This is a genomic window from Cupriavidus sp. 05T42 (assembly GCF_056396345.1).
On sequence record NZ_JBFTLH010000003.1, the window covers coordinates 145,597 to 163,539 of the forward strand.

The window sequence follows — 17,943 nt, forward strand, 5'->3', positions numbered from 1 at the left end:
ATCGGGTAAGCCGCGCCCGCAGGCGAAAAAAAGGGCCGGCAGCGTCACCGCTGCCGGCCCTTCCCAACCAGACTCCTGGTCAGGCCTACTGCTACGTATTCGTCACATCCGTCAGCTTGGCTTCCGCGTCGCGCAGCGCGGTGCGCAGGCCCTCTTCCACCACCGGGTGGTAGAACGGCATGGCCAGCATCTGGGCGATGGTCAGGCCTTGCTGGTACGACCACGCCAGCAGGTGGGCGATGTTCTCGGCACGCGGGCCCATCCACTCAGCACCAAGGAAGCGGCCCGTGGCGATGTCCGCATAGACGTGCATCAGGCCCTTGTTCTTCAGCATCACGCGGCTGCGGCCCTGATCCTCGAAGCTGACCTCGCCGGTGACGAAGCTGCCCGGCTCCAGGCTGGCGAAAGTGTTGCCGACGATGGCCAGTTGCGGATCGGAGAACACCACGGCCAGCATGGCGCGGCGGGCCAGCGGGCGCACGTCGGGCCAGCGCGCGGCGTTGTCGCCGGCGACCTTGCCTTCGTCGGCGGCCTCGTGCAACAGCGGCAGCACGTTGTTGGCATCGCCGGCAATAAACACCGGCGCGGTGCCGCACTGGAGCGTGAGCGGGTCGAAGACCGGCACGCCGCGCGCATCGAACGCCAGCCCGGCATTCTCTATCGCCAGGTTGTCGACGTTGGGGCGGCGGCCCGTGGCTGCCAGCACGTAGGCAAAGCGCTCGGTCACGGGCTGGCCATCGGCATCCTCGAACGTGATCACCGCTTCGTCACCCTCGCGGCGCATGTCGGTCACGTGGGCGTCGGGCTGCAGCGAGAATTCCTGGTTGAACGCCTGCGCGGCATAGGCGCGGATGGCCGGATCGGTGAACGGGCCGACTGAGCCGCCCATGCCAAACACGCGCACCCGCACGCCCAGCCGGGACAGCGCCTGGCCCAGTTCGAGCCCGATCACGCCGGGGCCGAACACCGCCACGCTGGCGGGCAGGTCGTCCCAGGCGAACACATCGTCATTGACGATCAGCCGGTCGCCAAACACCTGGAACGACGGCGGCACGGCCGGACGCGAACCCGTGGCAATCACCACGCGGCTGGCGCGCACCGTGGTGTGGTCGTCGATCTCCAGCACCGTGTTGTCGATGAAGCGCGCGTGGCCGATCAGGCGGTCCGCCGCCGGAATGTTCTCCGTGCCGCGCACCACAAAGCCCACGAAGCGGTCGCGTTCGCTGCGCACACGGGCCATGACCTCGCGGCCATCGACGCGCACCGAGCCATCCACATGCACGCCGAATGCGCTGGTGTGGCGCGCCTCGTGGGCGGCCTCGGCGGCGGCGATCAGCAGTTTCGACGGCATGCATCCCACGCGGGCACAGGTGGTGCCGTAGGCGCCGCCTTCGATGATCACGGCGCGTTTGCCAGCCGCGATGGCGGCCCGGTAGGCCGCGAGGCCAGCGGTGCCTGCGCCAATCACGGCTACGTCGGTCTGGATGGTCGTCTTCATGATGCGATTCCTGGTAATGAGCGGTTTGCTGCTTTTTTTCTCAATCAGCGGACGGCATGACACCGGCGCCAGGCTGGGCGCCCGATGTCATCGGATCCGACGACTGTCGTGCTTCGGGAAATGTCCCCCCCGGACACCGGCGGGAAGCCGGGCCAGGGGAGGCGTGGGGGGATGCGCTTAGCGCGTCAGGTACTGCTCGAGCGCTTCGGCGCCGCCGATCAGCTTGCCGTTGATGAACACCTGCGGGGCGGTCATGTTGCCGGACACCGCGCCCAGCACCTTGCCGCGCACCTTGTTTTCCAGCGGCACGTCGATGTACTCGAAACCGTTGTCCGACAGCAGCTGCTTGGCCTTGGCACAGAACGAGCAGCCGACCTTCGAGAACACCACGACCTGGTCCGGGCCCTTCGCGTTCGGGGCGATGTGGTTCAGCATCGTGTCGGCGTCCGAGACCTTGAACGGGTCGCCCGGCTCTTCCGGCTCGATGAACATCTTGGTCACGACGCCGTCCTTGACCAGCATCGAATAGCGCCAGCTGCGCTTGCCAAAGCCCAGGTCGGCCTTGTCCACCAGCATGCCCATGCCGTCGGTGAACTCACCGTTGCCGTCGGGAATCATGGTGATGTTCTGCGACTCCTGGTCCTTGGACCACTCGTTCATCACGAAGGTATCGTTGACGGACACGCACAGGATGTCGTCCACGCCATGCTTGGCGAACACCGACGCCAGTTCGTTGTAGCGCGGCAGGTGGGTCGACGAGCAGGTCGGCGTGAAGGCGCCGGGCAGCGAGAAGACCACGACGGTCTTGCCGTCGAACAGTTCGGCCGTGGTCACGTTCTTCCATTCATTGTTCTCACGTACACGGAAGGTGACTTGGGGAACGCGTTGGCCTTCGCGGGATTGCAGCATTGGTAAGACTCCTCTGGGTTGGATTGGCGCCACGTGTCGTAGCGATGGGATGGATTCTGACGATCGCCATGTGATTTGTACAATTCATCGTTCCTACCTCGGCGATTGATACAATCTATTATCAATCGGCGTTTTCCGATTGCTTTTCTCTATCGCACGGAATTTCCAAGGCTGCCCGGTTGACGTGAAATGTTGTAAAGAAGCGGGCCGCCGGGCTGCACGGCAGTTAGCATCCGGGCTTGTAAAGGCGGGTATGCCGCTTTTTGTGATGCATTTTTTGTTGCCCGATGTACGACTTCATTTGCCCCGCACTGGTTACACGCGTATTTCCCACGCTACCGCCGCAAGGCGGACGTGGCGACATTCACGTGACGGAAACGATGCGCGTGGATGATGGCCTGGAGGTCGTCGGCATCGGCTTCGCCGACTTGCGCTATGTGATGTTCTTTGCCGATGTCCCCGAGGACTTGGCGGATGAGCCGGCAGGCCAGGCGGCCCGCTTCGTCACGGTGGTGCGCGTGGAGGCCGACCACGGCACGATGTTCCTGCCGGACTTCTGGCGCCTGCCCTGCCCGCACATGGTCTGGCAGTTCTCGGAGGCCCTGCTGCAGGCGATGCGCCACCATGTGGACGCCCACCCGTCGGTGCAGCAGTACGTCTGCGTGTCGCAGACCCGAAAGATGGATTTTTTGTGCGAACGCGTGATCCGGCAATTCACGCGCACGCCAGGCAGCGCGCGATTCCGCTGCGTGACGCGGCCGGACGCTGACAGGACAATCAGCAGCACAATCGGGAAGGAAGGACGCTATGGCTTTGCACGTCACGAATCATGTTCGGCCTGAGGCGCTCGCGCAGCAGAAACGCCTGATGTCCGGCATCCTGGCCCGGGTGGCCCAGGCCACGGCGGCGCCCACGTTCGCGCTGTCGCCGCGCCCGCTGTTCCAAGCGACCTTGCGCCTGCCGCCGCCCGCCACGCAAGGGCCGGGCTAGCCGCGTCCCCTTCCGAGAATATCTTTCAGAGGCGCTGCTTGCAGATGCCGAGCTGCTGCGCCATCAGGACGAGATCGGCGAACGTACGCGCACGCATCTTGCGCATGGCCTGCCCGCGATGAATCTTGACCGTGACCTCGCTGATACCGATCTGGCTCGCGATCTGCTTGTTGAGCAGGCCGGACACGGCCAGCGTCATGACCTCGGTCTCGCGCGGCGTCAGCGCCTCGTAGCTGGCGCGCAGCGTCGCCGCCTGCCGCAGTTCCAGGCGGCGTGCACGATCCTTGTCGAGCGCGGCAGACACCGCGTCGAGCAAATCCTGGTCGCGAATCGGCTTGGCCATGAAGTCCTCGGCGCCAGCCTTCATCGCCGCCACGGTCATCGCAATGTCGCCGTAGCCGGTCATGAAGATGATGGGGATGTTGACGCCCATCTGGGCCAGCCGGGTCTGGAGGTCGAGCCCGCTCGGCCCGCGCAGCCGCACATCGAGCACGAGGCAGCACGGCACGTCGGGAATGGTGAACTCGAGCAGTTCGGCGGCCGAGGCGAACAGCGCCACCTCCATGCCCACCGAGCGGAACAGGTTGCCCAGGCCCGCGCGCAGCATCGCGTCGTCGTCGACAACCAGCACCAGCGCATTGTCGCGCGTGCTGTCGTCAGCGGGCTCCAGGCTATTCGATGTCACGTTTTCTCTCCCTGTCCGCGGGGGTGGTCCCGGGTATCTGCTGCGAATTATATCGAGGACAGCGAGATGCCCCGCCGGCCACCACGGACGCAGCGCCCCGCATTTCAACATAGTCAGCGCGGACATGCCATTCATACCATCGGGTTAGTTGGCCAAACGCGGCGCAGGCGCCACCATGTCATCCGCAAACACGACTGGCCGCGCGTGGCGGGTTTCCTGCCGCCCGGTGTCGACCGCCGCTTAGCCGATCGCACGAGAAACTAATACGATCGAACAGTAGCTGTCAGCGGGACAGGCGCTTAGTCTTCCGCCGGGCTGTTACCACCAGCATGCCCCAATCCCTTGCCAATGTTTCCTGGAGCAATACCATGTCCAATCCGAAGCTCGAAGTCCTGACCCCGCAAAACAGCCAGCTCATCATCATCGACCACCAGCCGCAGATGGCCTTCGGCGTCCAGTCGATGGACCGCCAGGCGCTGAAGAACAACGTCGTGGGTCTGGCCAAGGCGGCCAAGATCTTCAACGTGCCGACCACCATCACGACGGTGGAAAGCGAGTCGTTCTCGGGCTTCACGTACCCGGAGATCCTGGACGTGTTCCCGAACCAGAAGACGCTCGAGCGCACCTCGATGAACTCGTGGGACGACCAGAAGGTGCGTGACGCCCTGGCCGCCAACGGCCGCAAGAAGGTGGTCGTGGCCGGTCTCTGGACCGAAGTCTGCAACACCACCTTCGCGCTGTGCGCGATGCTGGAAGGCGACTACGAGATCTACATGGTCGCCGATGCCTCGGGCGGCACCTCGAAGGAAGCCCACGACTACGCCATGCAGCGCATGGTGCAGGCCGGCGTGGTGCCGGTGACCTGGCAGCAGGTGCTGCTGGAGTGGCAGCGCGACTGGGCCCACCGCGACTCCTATGACGCCGTGATGAAGCTCGTCAAGGAGCACTCGGGCGCCTACGGCATGGGCGTGGACTACGCCTACACGATGGTCCACAAGGCCGCCCAGCGCACCGCCACGCCGCACGAGTCCGTGGCGCCGGTCGCCGCACGCTGATGTCCGCCGCCCCGCTGCCGCCCGCGGGAGCGGGGCGCTCCTCCGTCGCATCCTTCACATTCCTCGCCAGAACCGTCATGCAACCCCAAGAACAAATCGAAGCGCTCAATCCCTCGCGTCGCAAGCTGCTGGTCTCGGGCGCCGGCACCGTCGGCGTGGCCGCCGTCGCCGCGCTGTCCGCCACCACCCAGGCCAATGCAGCCGGCAAGCCGCAGGCTGGCGCCACCCATCACACTGCAGGAGGCAACACCATGAGCACCATCACCACCAAGGACGGCACGCAGATCTTCTACAAGGACTGGGGCTCGGGTCGCCCGGTCGTGTTCTCGCACGGCTGGCCGCTCAACGCGGACGCTTGGGACGCGCAAATGCTGTTCCTGGTGCAGAAGGGCTTCCGCGTGATCGCTCATGACCGTCGCGGCCATGGCCGCTCGGGCCAGCCGTCGCAGGGCAACAACATGGACACCTACGCCGATGATCTCGCCGCGCTGCTCGACGCGCTCGACATCAAGGGCGCCACGCTGGTCGGCCACTCCACCGGTGGCGGCGAAGTCACGCACTACATCGGCCGCCACGGCACCAAGCGCGTCGCCAAGGCCGTGCTGATCGGCGCCGTGCCGCCTATCATGGTCAAGACCGCCAACAACCCCAACGGCCTGCCGATGGACGTGTTCGATGGCATCCGCAAGGGCGTAACGGATAACCGCTCGCAGTTCTACAAGGACCTGGCCGTGCCGTTCTTCGGCTTCAACCGTCCGGGCGCCAAGGTCTCGCAAGGCACCATCGACGCCTTCTGGGCGCAGGGCATGGCCGGCGGCATCCTGGGCCAGTACGCGTGCATCAAGGAATTCTCGGAGGTGGACTACACCAACGACCTGAAGAAGATCGACGTGCCGACGCTGGTCATGCACGGCGACGACGACCAGATCGTGCCGATCGACAACGCCGGCAAGCTGTCCGCCAAGATCGTGAAGAACGCCACACTGAAGGTCTACCCCGGCGCGCCGCACGGCATGTGCGTGACCCACGCCGACCAGATCAACGCCGACCTGCTCGCCTTCCTCAACACCTGATCCCAGCCGCACCATGTCAGTTACCCGCCGGCATTTCATTGCCTCGGCTGCCGCACTCGGTGCGGCGGCTTCTTCGGAGCTCTTCGCCATGACATCCGCCACGCCAGACCTCATCCTTGTCAACGGCAAGTTCGCCACGCTCGACCGCGCCAACCCCCAGGCCGATGCCGTCGCCATCCAGAATGGCCGCTTCATCGGCGTGGGCGCGCGCCAGGACATCATGAAACTGGCCGGCACGCAGACGAAGATCGTCGACCTGAACGGCCGGCGGGCCATTCCCGGGCTGATCGACAGCCACATGCACATCATCCGGGGTGGCCTGAACTACAACATGGAACTGCGCTGGGACGGCGTGCGCTCGCTGGCAGACGCCATGCGCATGCTCAAGGACCAGGTGGCCCGTACCCCGGCTCCGCAATGGGTGCGCGTGGTGGGTGGCTTCACCGAGCACCAGTTCGCCGAGAAACGCCTGCCCACCATCGAGGAACTGAACGCCGCCGCGCCGGACACCCCGGTCTTCATCCTCCACCTGTACGACCGCGCCATCCTCAACGGCGCCGCGCTGCGTGCGGTGGGCTACAACAAAGACACCCCGAATCCCCCGGGCGGCGAGATCGTGCACGACAAGGCTGGCAACCCCACGGGCCTGCTGCTGGCCAAGCCCAACGCTACCATCCTGTACGCCACGCTGGCCAAGGGCCCGAAGCTGCCGCCGGAGTACCAGAAGAACTCCACGCGCCACTTCATGCGCGAAGTGAACCGGCTCGGCGTGACCGGCGTGATCGACGCCGGCGGCGGCTACCAGAACTATCCCGATGACTACAACATCATCGAGGAACTGCATAAGGAAGGCCAGCTCACGGTGCGGCTGGCCTATAACCTGTTCACGCAGAAGCCCAAGGAAGAACTGAGCGACTTCAAGACCTGGACCTCGACCGTCAAGCCGGGCCAGGGCGATGATCTCTACCGCCACAATGGCGCCGGCGAGATGCTGGTCTACACCGCGGCCGACTTCGAGGACTTCCGCGTCGAGCGGCCCGACATGCCCCCGTCGATGGAAGGCGACCTCGAGCCCGTGATCCGCCTGCTGGCCGAGAAGCGCTGGCCGTGGCGCCTGCACGCCACCTACAACGAGACCATCACGCGCGCGCTGGATGTCTACGAGAAAGTGGCCAAGGACATCCCGTTCGACGGCCTGAACTGGTTCTTCGACCACGCCGAGACCATCACCGATCGCAATATCGACCGCATCGCGGCATTGGGCGGCGGCATCGCCGTGCAGCACCGCATGGCCTACCAGGGCGAGTACTTCGTCGAACGCTACGGTGCCAAGGCCGCCGAGGCCACGCCGCCGATCAAGCGGATGCTGGAAAAAGGCGTCAAGGTGGGCGCCGGCACCGATGCCACGCGCGTGGCGTCCTACAACCCGTGGGTCTCGCTGTACTGGCTGACCACGGGCAAGACCGTGGGCGGCATGGCGATGTACCCGCAGGCCAACCTGCTCGACCGCGAAACCGCGCTGCGCCTCTGGACCGAGGCCAACACGTGGTTCTCGTCGGAAGTCGGCAAGAAGGGCCAGATCAAGGTGGGCCAGCTGGCCGACGTGGCCGTGCTGTCGCAGGACTACTTCAGCGTGCCGGGCGACGACATCCAGGACATCACCTCGGTGATGACGATCCTGGGCGGCAAGGTGGTCTACGGCGACAGCGAGTTCAACAAGCTCTCGCCCGAGATTCCGCCAGCCATGCCGGACTGGTCGCCGGCCCGCCACGGCAGCCAGTACCAGCCGCGCCCGCAAGCGAAGGCTCTCGCGCTGGCCACCGCCTGCGGCTGCGCCAGTTCCTGCGGCGTGCACGGCCACGCGCACGCCAAGGCGTGGACGTCGAGCGTGCCGACGGCTGACGAAAGCTCGTTCTGGGGCGCGCTGGGCTGCTCGTGCTGGGCGTTCTGATGCCCCTGTTCCTTGATTGCTGACCGGAGACCGGCCATGGCTGATACCACTTCCTCGATGAGATCGGCCACGGCCGGCTCGGGCATCCTGCCGCGCTGGGTGCGCTGGGTCGCCCTACTGCTGCTCTGCGGCGCCTATATCCAGGGCGGCCTCGTCAAGCTGTTCGACTTCCCCGGCGCGGTGGCCGAGATGGAGCACTTCGGCCTCACGCCGGCCGTGCCCATGGCCGTCGCCACGATCGTGCTGGAGCTGGGCGCCGCCGCGCTGATTCTGCTCGGCCGCTGGCGCTGGCTGGGCGCGCTGGCGCTGGCCGTGTTCACGGTCGCCGCCACGTTCATGGCCAACCGCTTCTGGAGCGCGCCGCCCGAAGCCCGCTTCATGCTCGCCAACGCCTTCTTCGAGCATCTGGGCCTGGCCGGGGCCTTCGTGCTCGTGGCGTGGGAAGACCTCCGCAGACACTGATTCCATGGCCGATTCCCGCTCCTCCTCCACCACCGCCGCCAGCCCTGCCGGCGGCACCTTCGCCCCGCTCGCCCAGAGCACGTTCGCCGTGCTCTGGGCCGCCACCATTCTCGGCAACATCGGCAGCTTTATGCGCGACGTGGCCAGCGCATGGCTGGCCACGGACCTGTCTTCCTCCCCCGCCGCCGTGGCCACGATCCAGGCCGCCGCCACGCTGCCCGTGTTCCTGCTGGCCATTCCAGCCGGCGTGCTGTCGGACATCCTCGACCGGCGCCGCTTCCTGATCGTCATCCAGTTCGGCATGGCGGCGGTCAGCGGCACGCTGATGCTGCTCGCCTGGAATCAGGCGCTGACCATCGAGATCCTGATCGCGATGGCCTTCGCCGGCGGCATCGGCGCGGCCATGATGGGGCCCACGTGGCAGTCGATCGTGCCGGAACTGGTGCCGATGCAGGAGCTGAAGCGCGCCGTGGCGCTCAACGCGCTGGGCGTGAACATCGCGCGCGCCATCGGGCCTGCTGCCGGCGGCCTGCTGCTGGCCGCGTTCGGCGCGGCCACCACCTACGGGCTGGACCTGCTCAGCTATATCTTCGTGATTGCCGCGCTGCTCTGGTGGAAGCGCCCCGAGCGCGCCACCGACCCGCTGCGCGAGCATTTCTTCGGCGCCTTCCGCGCCGGCCTGCGCTTCACGCGCGCCCACAGCCAACTCCACGTAGTACTGGCGCGCGCCGCCGTCCATTTCGCGTTCGGCAGCAGCATCTGGGCGCTGCTGCCGCTGGTCGCCAAGCAGTTGCTGCACGGGGGCGCCAGCCTCTACGGCGTGCTGCTGGGCGGCGTGGGCGCCGGCGCCATCCTCGGCGCGCTGATCATGCCCAAGCTGCAACGCCGGCTCGATGCCGATGGCATGGTGCTGCTCTCCGCCCTCGTCACGGCGGGCGTCATGGCGGTGCTGTCCGTGGCGCCGCCGGTCTGGATCGCCCTGCCGCTGCTGTTGCTGCTCGGTGCGGCATGGATTTCCGCGCTGACCACGCTCGGCGGCGTGGCGCAGGCGATTCTGCCGAACTGGGTGCGCGGCCGTGCGCTGGCGGTCTACCAGATGGTGTTCAACGGGGCGATGGCCGGCGGCAGCCTGCTGTGGGGCTTCGTGGCACAAGAGACCGGCACGCCGAACGCGCTGCTGATCGCGGCGGCGGGGCTGGTCGTGGCCGCGCTGCTCCTGCACCGCCTGCGCCTGCCGCAGGGCGAGGAAGACCTTGTCCCGGCACGGCACTGGCCTCAGCCGGAGATGGCGGGTGAGATCGCCCAGGACCGTGGCCCGGTCATGATCCTGATCGAGTACTGCGTCACCGCCGCGGACCGCGACGCCTTCCTGCGCGCCGTGCACAAGCTGTCCGACGAGCGCCTGCGCGACGGCGCGTTCAACTGGGGCGTGATGGAGGACCCGGCCGACCCCGAACTGCTGACCGAGTGGTTCCTGGTCGAATCCTGGGCCGAACACATGCGCCAGCACGAGCGCGTGCACCACGCCGACGCCGACCTCCAGCGCGATGTCACGCGCTACCACACCGGCGCCACGCCGCCCCGCGTGCGCCACCTGCTGGGCGTTGGCCTGCCCCCGGGCAAGCCGGCTGTCTGACCCCTCCCATTTATATCGAGACCATCATGAAGCTCTATCTCGTCTCCCTGGGCGCCGGCATTCTCGTCGGCATCATCTACGCGCTGATGCAGGTGCGCTCCCCGGCGCCGCCCGTGGTGGCACTGATCGGCCTGCTGGGCATGCTGATCGGCGAGCAGGTCGTGCCGCCGATCAAGCGCATGCTGGCCGGCGAGCCGGTCACCGCCGCGTGGTTCCACAGCGAATGCGTGCCGAAGATCACCGGCGCGCCGCCCAGCACGCTCACCGCCGCCAACAAGGCCGAGGCCGCCAACCCCAACGAGAGCCAGCGCTGACCCCATGCCGTACCGACGTCTTGTATCGCCGCGCGTCGCCGCGCTGGGGTTGGGGTTGGGACTGTGCGTGGCCGGCGGGCCTGCCGCAGCGCAGAGTTCCGTGACCATCTACGGCCGCCTCAACACGGCCATCGAATATAGCCGCGCCAGCACGGCCACCGACGGCACCGCGCTGGGCAGCGTGGTGCGGCAGACCAACTACCGCTCCGTGTTCGGCCTGCGCGGCGAGGAAGGTCTCGGCGGCAGCCTGAAGGCGCTGTGGCAGATCGAGAGCAACCTGTCGCTCGATACCGGCCAGGGCCAGATCGCCAGCCGCAACTCGCGCGTCGGCCTCCAGGGCGACTACGGCCTGCTGTTCATGGGGCACTGGCAGACGCCCTATACCGAGTCGACGGCGGCCTACGACCCGTACTACCCGACCACCGCCGGCTACATGGCGCTGATCGGCAACGGCTCCACGTCCTCGTCGGACAACGTGCAGGACACCAGTTCGTTCGATCGCCGCCAGAAGAACATCGTGCAATATCGCTCGCCGCAGTTCGGTGGCGTAAGCGTCTGGCTGGGCTGGGGGCTGCCGGAGGAGAAGACCACCGTGGCGCGCAATCCGGCGCTGTACTCGGCGGCGGCGGTCTACGAGCGCGGCCCGCTGAACGCCACCCTGGCCTACGAGGTGCACCAGCACTACCAGGCCGCCGGCCGCAACGACGACGCCATCAAGGTCGGCGTGGCCTACCAGCTGTTCGCCGGCACGCGCGTCTCCGCCATCTACGAGCACCTGCACTACCGCACCGACACCGGCGACCTCCAGCGCAACGGCTACTACGCCTCGCTGGTGCAGCAGCTCGGCCCCGGCAGCGTGCGGATCGGCTTCGCCTATGCCGCCAATGGCACGGGCTCGTCCACGGACACCGTCGGCTTTTTCCGGAGCGGCTCCGGCACGGGCGCCACGCAGGTGACGGTTGGTTACGACTACCCGCTCTCCAAGCGCACGGCCCTGTTCGCCTGGTATAGCCGGATCAACAACCGCCCGAACGCGGTCTACGACTTCGCCATCAACGAGCTTGGCGTCAGCGCGGGGGCCGATCCGCAGACCTTTGCCCTGGGCATGCGCCACTATTTCTGAAGCGCTGCAAGACATACCTAGGTATGAGTCCGCCGGCGCGGTCCGGCGCGGCTGCCGTGTGGGACGGGCGCCGACAATACCACCGTATGATATGGGCCGCGCCCGCCTGGCAGTATGCTGTGAGCAAGCGATGGGGGCCCCGAATCGGCCCCGTCATCGCTCCGGACTACTCAAGGAATCCCGTGTGACTGCCACCCCGGTGATCGCCATCGTCGACGACGACGCGTCGGTCCGACACGCCCTGGGACGGCTCGTGCGCTCGTTCGACCTCGCCGTCGCGCTGTACGGCAGCGGCGAGGAACTGCTGCAATCGGCCGCCCTCGATACGGTTTCCTGCCTGATAACCGACGTACAGATGCCCGAGATGAACGGGTTCGAGCTGTGCGAGGCCCTGCGGGCGCGCGACCTGCACATGCCCGTGATCTTCATGACCGCGTTCGCACAGGCGGGCTACGAAGCCCGCGCCGTGGCCGCCGGCGCGGCATGCTTCCTGCACAAGCCTTTCCTCGACACGGCTATCATTGCGTGCATCGAGCGCGCGCTGGCGCCCGCCCCGGAAGATCCCGGCGCCTAGCGCGGCGCAACGCCCCACCCCCGCCCGGTTGTCCGCACCAGCCCCACCGGTGCGGCGGCCAGCAATAGACGCCTCACGATGACGCCGTACGACACAAGCCAGGCCGCCGCAGTATCGCTGGACGAGTACGCCCTCACGCCGCTCTGCCACAACGGCATCGTCGCGCTCTCGCGCGGCTTCCACGTCGAGGATGGCAGCACCCTGCTGGTGGCGCACGCGGCGTCGGTACTCACCGAGGGCGAGGCCGTGCGCCGGTTCCACAATGAATTCGGTCTCGCCGCCCTGCTGCAACCGGCCTGGGCGATGGTGCCGCGCGCCTGCGTGCAGTACCAGGGCGGCGTGGCACTGGTGTACGAGGACACCGGCGCGGTGCCGCTGGCGAACTTGCCGCCCGCGCCCCTGCCGGTGACACGGCTGCTGTCCGTTGCCGAGAGTGCCAGCCAGGCCCTGCGTGCCGCGCACGAGGCGGGGCTGATCCACAAGGCGATCATGCCGTCGGCCCTGCTCGTCGACGCGCACGGCCGGTGCCGGCTCACGCGCTTCGGGCTGGCCGCCGCGCAGCAGTGTGACATCGCCGACGCGCTGGCGCCCCACACGCTGGCCGGGAGCGAGGGGCTGGCCTATATGTCGCCCGAGCACACCGGCCGCACCCGCAACGGGCTGGACGCGCGCAGCGACCTCTATTCGCTCGGCGTGGTGCTCTACCGCCTGGCCACGGGCCAGCTACCGTTCGCCGCGCGCGATCCGGCCGACGCCAACGAGTGGATCCACGCCCACGTGGCCAGCGAACCGCTGCCGCCCCATCGGCTGGCGGCCGGCGTGCCGGAAGCGCTGTCGCTGCTGATCATGAAGCTGCTCGACAAGCGCCCGAGCCGGCGCTACCAGTCCGCGGCGGGGCTGGAAGCGGATATCCGGCGCTGCCGGGCCGCGTGGAGCACGCTCGGCCGCATCGACGTCTTCGAACTGGGCCGCCGCGACCAGCCCGCCGAACTCGAACTGCCGGACCGGCTCCACGCCCGCGACGCCGAGCTGCGCGAACTCGCCGAAGCCTACGCGCACGTCGCCCTCACGGGCCAGCATGCGCTGGTGACGGTAAGCGGGCCGTCCGGCATCGGCAAGTCCGCCCTGATGCGGGCGTTTGTCGATGGCCTGCGCCAGCAGCAGGTCTGCTGCGCGGTGGGCAAGGCCGACCAGTTCCGGCACGAGACCCCCTACGCGGCTATCGCGGAAGCCTTCCACGGGCTGGTCATCGACATCCTCGGCCAGCCCGAGGAGCGCGTGCGCCACTGGCAGGCGCGCGTCAGCCACAGCCTGGGCCCGTATGCGCGCACCGCCGTGGGCATCGCGCCCGCGCTCGCGGCGCTGACCGGCCCGCTGCCCGCCCCGCCGAGGGGGAGCGGCGCCGATACGGCCGTGCATTTCGATCTGGCGATGCGCAACCTCGTCGGCACGTTCGGGCTGCCGGAGCGTCCGCTGGTGCTGGTGATCGAGGATTTCCAGTGGCTCGACCCATCTTCCCGGCAGCTACTGGCGCGCCTGCTGGACTGCGCCACGCCGCTGCCGCTGCTGCTCGTGGGCAGCACGCGAGCGGCGGGCGATGCGCTGGGTCAATCAGACGGTCGATCGGTAGATCCCCCACAAGATCGCCCGCAGGACCACCATCTCGCGCTGCAACCACTCGACGTGGAGGCTGTCGGCACGCTGCTGGCCGAAACGCTGCGCGCCCGCCGCCGCGACCTCCAGCCGCTGGCGGGGCTGGTCCACGCCAAGACCTTCGGCAACCCGTTCTTCGTCGGCCAGTTCATCAAGACCATGGTCGATGACCGGCTCGTCACCTACTCGCCCGACGAGGGCAGCTGGCAGTACGACTTCCAGCGCATTGCGCAGCACGCCTACACCGACAACGTCGCCGACATGGTGCTCCAGCGCCTGGAGCGGCTGCCGCCGCGCACGCGCCAACTGCTCGGCGGCATGGCGTGCCTGGGCCGGCAGTCGGACGTGGCGCTGGTCTGCGCCGCGTTCGAGGTGGAGGAAGGGGCGCTGCACGCCCTGCTGGCCCCGGCGCGCGCCGCCGACGCCATCGGCCTGCAGGAGCCCCACTACGTGTTCTCGCACGACCGCGTGCAGGAGGCCGCCCACGCGCTGCTGACGCCCGAGGAGCGCGACCGCGTGCACCTGCGCGTAGGCCGGCTGCTGCGCGATGCCTCCGATACGGCCGAAGGCACCCTGCGCGACGACACCCTGTTCCGCGCCACCGAGATGCTGGCGCAGGTGGTAGAGCTGATCACCGATGCCGACGAGGCCATCCAGTCCGCGCGGCTGAGCCTGGCCGCCGCCACGCGCGCACGCCGCGCCATCGCCTATCCGGCCGCGCTGGACGCCGTCACCGCCGGCCTCGCCTTCGTGCGCACCGCGCGTGTGCAAGGCCATGCCGGTGCCGGCGAGGTGGAATTCGCGCTGCTGCGCGAGCGCTGCGCGTGCCTGCTCCAGCAAGGCCGGCTGCCGGAGGCGCTGACGCTGGCCGAAACGCTGCTCGATGCGGACGCGCCCGCCCGCCAGCTTGCCGAGGTCTACCGGCTCAAGACCGAACTGCATACCCGGCGCTCGGAGAACGCGCTGGCGGTGGAAACGGCCATCCGGGGGCTGCGGATGTTCGGCATTTCGCTGTCCGCGCATCCATCGGCAGCGGACGCCGACGCCGCCTACCGGGCCATCGCGGCGCGGCTGGATCGCCCTGGACTCAAGGCGCTGGCGCACCTTCCGCAGATGTCGGACCCCGATGTGAAGGCGGCCATGGCGCTGCTGGCCGCGCTCTCCGTGCCCGCCAGTTTCGTCGACGAGCACCTGGTGTTCCTGGAGCTGTGCGAGATGATGTGGCTGACGCTCGCGCACGGCATCAGCGGCCCGTCCACCGCTGCGCTGGGCTGGCTCGGCGTGCTGGTCTGCCACCGCTTCGCGGCCTACGAGGACGGCTTCCGCTACGGCGAGATGGCGCGGGAACTGGTCACGCGGCATGGCTACGTCGCGTATGAAGCCCGCACGCTGCTGCCGCTCGACCAGCTCAGCGTGTGGACGCAGCCGCTGGGCTACTCGACCGACTGCGCCCGGGCGGGCTTCGCGGCCGGCGTCGCCAACGGCGACGTGACCACGGCGTGTTTCCTCTGCTGCCATCTGGTGAGCAACCGGCTCGCACGCGGCGACACGCTCGACGAGGTTTCCGCCGAAATCACCAGCGGACTCAACTTCGTGCGGCAGACCGGCTTCCTCGACGTGGAAGCCATCCTGCTGCTGCAACAGCGCTTTGTCGACGGGCTGCGCGAAGCGGAATTCCCGCTCGGCGCCGACGCGCCCACCGCGCTCGACGGCCACGACCTCGCCCGCACGCCGGCGCGGGAGCGCATGTCCACGCTGGAGTTCTGGTACTGGCTCTATCGCGCCACGCTGCAATACCTGGCTGGCAGGCACGCCGAAGCCGCCGCGAGCCTGGAGACGGCCGGGACGCTCGCGTGGTCCGCGCCGGCCCATATCCATCAGGTCGATTTCCATCTCTATCGCGCGCTGACGCTGGCCGCCAGCACGCCCGACGCGGCGGCGCGCGCCACGCTTACCGAGGACGCCAGCAAGCTGCGCCGCTGGGCCGACGCCAATCCGATCACCTTCACCGACAAGGCGCTGCTCGTGGAAGGGGAGCTGGCGCGGCTCGATGGCGACGGACTGGGAGCGATGACGCGCTACGAGCAGGCCATCGCCCATGCCACGGCGCACGGCTTCGTGCACACGGCCGCGCTGGCGCACGAACGCGCCGGCCACTATTGCATGGCGGCCGGCCTGACCACCGCCGCACGCGGCCACCTGCGCGCGGCGCATGACCGCTATCGGCAATGGGGCGCGACGGGCAAGGCTCGCCACATGGCCGCCACCTACCCGCAATTGTTCGATGCGGCGCGTGGCCCGGCCTATGTGCTCGCCAACGGCAAGCGCATCCGCGACGTGGAAAGCGTGATCCGCGCCTCGCGCGCGCTGACCGACGAGATCCGGCTCGACAAGCTGGTGGACACGCTGATGACCATCACGCTCGAATACGCCGCCGCGCAGCGGGGGCTGCTGATCCGCCTCCAGGGCAAGGCGCCCATCATCGAGGCGCGCGCCCACACCTCGCCCGCCGGTATCCGCGTGCAGCTGGCGCAGGGCGCCCCCGCCGCCGATGACCTGCCGATGTCGATGTTCCACACCGTCATCCGCACCGGCCGACCGGTGATGGTGGGCCACGCGACCGGCACCAACCCGTTCGGGCTCGACCCCTACTTCGCGGCCCACACGCAGTGCGCGGCCATCTGCATCCCGATGTCGCGGCACAACACGCTGATTGGCGCGCTGTACCTCGAAAATCGCCTGCTCGGCGACGGCTTCACGCCCGAGCAGACCGAGGTGCTCGAACTGATCGCCTCGCAGGCCGCTATTTCGCTGCGCACGGCACGGCTCTACGAAGACCTGCTGGCCGAGAACGACCGCCGGCAGCAGGTGGAACGCGCCCTGCGTGCGAGCCAGGCCTCGCTGAGCATGGGCGAGAGCGTCAGCCACACCGGTAGCTGGCGCTGGGACCTGCGGCTGCAAGCGATCTCTTGCTCCGATGAGATGCGCCGCATCTTCGAACTCGACACGGCGCGCGCCCACTTCGCGCTGGAGGATTTCGGCGCCCGGATGCATCCCGACGACCGCGCCGCCGCGCTGCACACCATCATCCAGTGCGTGTCCGACAAGGTGCCCATCCACCTGGAGTACCGCATCGTGCGCGGCGACGGCGCGGTCCGCCATGTGGAAGGCATCGGCAAGCCGCTGGTGACGGACGGCGAGATACTCGAGTACGTCGGCACGGTCACGGACGTGACCACGCGCCGCCATGCCGACGACGCGCTGCGCAACGCGCAGGCCGACCTCGCGCGGGTGGCGCGTGCCACCACGGTGGGCCAGCTCACGGCCTCCATCGCTCACGAGATCAACCAGCCGCTGATGTCCATCGTCTCGAATGCCGGCGCAAGCCTGCGCTGGCTGGCGCGCAGCAAGCCCGAGATCGAGTACGCGCGCGAGGGCCTCCAGGCCATCGCCAGCGAGGGGCAGCGCGCCGGCGACATGATCCGCAGCCTGCAGGGGCTTACGCGCAACGCCGCGCCCGTGCTGGCCGAGGTGGACATGCACGAGTCCATCCGCCATATCCTCGCCATCTCGCGCAGCGAGATCGAACGCCGGCAGGTGTCCGTGCAACTGGCGCTGCATGCCGACGCCTTCTGCGTGTTCGGTGACGGCGTGCAGCTCCAGCAGGTGCTGCTGAACCTCGTGGTCAATGCCGTGGAGGCGATGGGCGACATCACCAACCGCGCCCGCCTGCTGACGATGGGCACGCGCATCACCGGCGACAACATGCTGGAAGTCAGCGTTTCGGACACCGGGGCGGGGCTCGACGAGGGCGCCATCGACCAGGTGTTCGAACCGTTCTACACGACCAAGGAGAACGGCATGGGCATGGGGCTGGCCATCTGCCGCTCCATCGTCGAAGCCCACAAGGGCCGGCTCCGCGCCACGGCGCGCACGCCGCACGGCACCGAGTTCTCGTTCACGCTGCCGCTGTGTTGGCCGCTGGGCGGGTGAGGGACCGGAGCGCCAGCCGCCGCACAT

Annotated in this window: 14 protein-coding genes; 11 read left to right on the top strand and 3 right to left on the bottom strand. The window is 68.2% G+C overall.

Features of this window, described 5'->3' with window-relative positions; genetic code table 11:
* Nucleotides 1-91: 91 nt before the first annotated feature.
* Both AC1EJR_RS04865 and AC1EJR_RS04870 read right to left on the bottom strand, forming a co-directional pair.
* Complete coding sequence (locus AC1EJR_RS04865) at nucleotides 92-1,498, bottom strand: dihydrolipoyl dehydrogenase (RefSeq protein ID WP_477113040.1); 1,407 nt, start codon at nucleotides 1,496-1,498, stop codon at nucleotides 92-94.
* Between the two features lie 177 nt (nucleotides 1,499-1,675).
* A complete protein-coding gene (locus AC1EJR_RS04870) occupies nucleotides 1,676-2,407 on the bottom strand; it encodes a glutathione peroxidase (protein ID WP_092294836.1) in 732 nt (243 codons plus the stop codon).
* Between the two features lie 368 nt (nucleotides 2,408-2,775).
* On the opposite strand from AC1EJR_RS04870, the gene AC1EJR_RS04875 reads away from it, so the two are divergent.
* Both AC1EJR_RS04875 and AC1EJR_RS04880 read left to right on the top strand, forming a co-directional pair.
* Complete coding sequence (locus tag AC1EJR_RS04875) at nucleotides 2,776-3,249, top strand: hypothetical protein (protein ID WP_477113041.1); 474 nt, start codon at nucleotides 2,776-2,778, stop codon at nucleotides 3,247-3,249.
* A gap of 25 nt (nucleotides 3,250-3,274) precedes the next feature.
* On the top strand, nucleotides 3,275-3,397 hold the full coding sequence (locus AC1EJR_RS04880; RefSeq protein ID WP_255370820.1) for a hypothetical protein: 123 nt from the start codon (nucleotides 3,275-3,277) through the stop codon (nucleotides 3,395-3,397).
* 25 nt (nucleotides 3,398-3,422) lie between these two features.
* On the opposite strand, the gene AC1EJR_RS04885 is transcribed toward AC1EJR_RS04880, so the two are convergent.
* A complete protein-coding gene (locus AC1EJR_RS04885; protein ID WP_092294832.1) occupies nucleotides 3,423-4,082 on the bottom strand; it encodes a response regulator transcription factor in 660 nt (219 codons plus the stop codon).
* 368 nt (nucleotides 4,083-4,450) lie between these two features.
* Between AC1EJR_RS04885 and AC1EJR_RS04890 the strand changes: the two genes are divergently transcribed.
* From AC1EJR_RS04890 to AC1EJR_RS04930, 9 genes are all read left to right on the top strand, one after another.
* Nucleotides 4,451-5,137: a hydrolase gene (locus AC1EJR_RS04890; protein ID WP_092294830.1), complete on the top strand. Its 687-nt coding sequence runs from the start codon at nucleotides 4,451-4,453 to the stop codon at nucleotides 5,135-5,137.
* A gap of 251 nt (nucleotides 5,138-5,388) precedes the next feature.
* Entirely contained in the window at nucleotides 5,389-6,210 is an 822-nt protein-coding gene (locus AC1EJR_RS04895; protein WP_092295101.1) for an alpha/beta fold hydrolase, read from the top strand.
* Between the two features lie 13 nt (nucleotides 6,211-6,223).
* Nucleotides 6,224-8,161 carry an amidohydrolase gene (locus tag AC1EJR_RS04900; RefSeq protein WP_477113042.1) on the top strand — a complete coding sequence of 646 codons (1,938 nt, stop codon included), beginning with the start codon at nucleotides 6,224-6,226 and terminating at the stop codon, nucleotides 8,159-8,161.
* A 36-nt stretch (nucleotides 8,162-8,197) separates the two neighbouring features.
* Nucleotides 8,198-8,623, top strand: coding sequence for a DoxX family protein (locus AC1EJR_RS04905; protein ID WP_092294826.1), 426 nt, complete (start codon nucleotides 8,198-8,200; stop codon nucleotides 8,621-8,623).
* 4 nt (nucleotides 8,624-8,627) lie between these two features.
* Complete coding sequence (locus AC1EJR_RS04910; RefSeq protein WP_441592761.1) at nucleotides 8,628-10,259, top strand: MFS transporter; 1,632 nt, start codon at nucleotides 8,628-8,630, stop codon at nucleotides 10,257-10,259.
* A gap of 26 nt (nucleotides 10,260-10,285) precedes the next feature.
* A complete protein-coding gene (locus tag AC1EJR_RS04915) occupies nucleotides 10,286-10,573 on the top strand; it encodes a XapX domain-containing protein (RefSeq protein ID WP_092294822.1) in 288 nt (95 codons plus the stop codon).
* Nucleotides 10,574-10,577: 4 nt separating this feature from the next.
* A complete protein-coding gene (locus AC1EJR_RS04920; protein ID WP_092294820.1) occupies nucleotides 10,578-11,696 on the top strand; it encodes a porin in 1,119 nt (372 codons plus the stop codon).
* Between the two features lie 184 nt (nucleotides 11,697-11,880).
* Nucleotides 11,881-12,270: a response regulator transcription factor gene (locus tag AC1EJR_RS04925; RefSeq protein ID WP_255370819.1), complete on the top strand. Its 390-nt coding sequence runs from the start codon at nucleotides 11,881-11,883 to the stop codon at nucleotides 12,268-12,270.
* 78 nt (nucleotides 12,271-12,348) lie between these two features.
* The gene (locus AC1EJR_RS04930; protein WP_477113043.1) at nucleotides 12,349-17,916 is read left to right on the top strand and encodes a trifunctional serine/threonine-protein kinase/ATP-binding protein/sensor histidine kinase; all 5,568 of its coding nucleotides are present in this window, start codon (nucleotides 12,349-12,351) and stop codon (nucleotides 17,914-17,916) included.
* The last annotated feature ends 27 nt before the right edge of the window (nucleotides 17,917-17,943 follow it).